The organism is Cellulomonas telluris (genome assembly GCF_004886325.1).
Lineage (GTDB): Bacteria > Actinomycetota > Actinomycetes > Actinomycetales > Cellulomonadaceae > Cellulomonas > Cellulomonas telluris.
In genome coordinates, this window is sequence record NZ_QXFN01000023.1 from 1 (window position 1) to 663 (window position 663).

The following is a 663-nucleotide window of genomic DNA, read 5'->3' on the forward strand; positions in this document are numbered from 1 at the left end:
TGGCGAGCACCCGCTCGCGGACCCGCGCGGGCGGCGCGACGAGCGTCCCCGCACCGGCGCGGCGGCGGGTGCCGGTGTAGGCGGCGACGACGGCCGCGCAGTCGGGACAGGTCTCGGCGTGCTCGCGGACGGCGTCGGGCGCGTCGGCGGGGTCGAGCGCGAGAGCCGCGAGCTGGTCGTGCTCAGCGTGACTCATGGCGCACCCCCTCGAGCTGTTGGTGGAGCTTGATCAGGCCACGGCGCAGGTGGCTCTTGACGGTGCCGAGCGGCAGTCCCACCCGCTCGGCGATCTCGGCGTGGCTGTGGTCCTCCCAGAAGGCGAGGAACATGATCGTGCGGCGCGGGTCGGGCATCTCGTCGACGGCCTGGCGCACCACCAGCTGTTCGGCGACGTCGGCGTCGGCGGATTGGTGGAGCTCCTGCGCGCTGGGCAGGGAGACGACGGCGGCGATCCTGGCGGCCTCGCGCGCGCGGGCGCCGCGGACGTCGGCGATCTTGTGCCGGGCGATCCCGATCAACCAGGCGGGCAGGGCGCTCGGGCTCGGCGTCAGCGTGTGCCGGCTGCGCCAGGCGGCGACGAACACCTGCCGGGTGACACCCTCCGCGTCGTGCGGGTCGGCGAGGGCGCGAAGCGCGAACGTGTGCACCAGCGGGGACCAGCGG

General features: G+C 75.3%; 2 protein-coding genes. Both read right to left on the minus strand.

The features are described from left to right. A partial coding sequence (locus tag FB586_RS18525; RefSeq protein WP_222928399.1) for a hypothetical protein occupies positions 1–196 on the minus strand: 196 nt, incomplete at its 3' end. Further along, positions 183–663, minus strand: a 481-nt coding sequence (locus tag FB586_RS18530) for an RNA polymerase sigma factor (RefSeq protein WP_136520837.1), incomplete at its 5' end; no start/stop codon positions are given. The genes FB586_RS18525 and FB586_RS18530, both read right to left, overlap by 14 nt.